The organism is Niallia sp. MER 6 (assembly GCF_023714395.1).
Classification (GTDB): domain Bacteria; phylum Bacillota; class Bacilli; order Bacillales; family Cytobacillaceae; genus Niallia.
Genome location: NZ_JAMAUK010000122.1, coordinates 1 through 411, shown reverse-complemented (window position 1 = coordinate 411; position 411 = coordinate 1). Strand labels below are relative to the sequence as shown.

Below are 411 nucleotides of genomic sequence, written 5' to 3'. Positions count from 1 at the left end.
GCTCACTTCCGCCGCCGCCGCAATCCACATCATCGCCACCGCGATGGCCAACGGCTTGCGCCACGGTGAACCATAGGCCAGCAGGCGTTTAAGCGTCGGCCAGAGTTCGGTAAAGCTACGCATCCAGGGCCTCCTCTTGCGTCTGCGGAACCTCGTCGAGCGCGGCCTCCAGCTGCTGATATCGATACATGTCGCGGTACCAGCCGGGCTGCACGGCCAGCGCCTCGTGGCGGCCGCGCTGGGCAATATGCCCATGCTGCAGTACCAAAATTTCACTGGCCTCAGTGAGCGCCGACAGGCGGTGGGCGCTGATAATGACCGTCCGCCCCTCCCCCCACTGGCGCAGGTTATGCAGGATCTGGTGCTCGGTGCGGCCATCCACCGCCGATAAGGCATCGTCGAGGATCAAAA

At 64.0% G+C, this 411-nt stretch carries 1 pseudogene; it reads right to left on the bottom strand.

The features are described from left to right. Positions 1-115: 115 nt before the first annotated feature. Positions 116-411, bottom strand: a pseudogene (locus M3600_RS28620) (hypothetical protein); the annotation flags it as partial.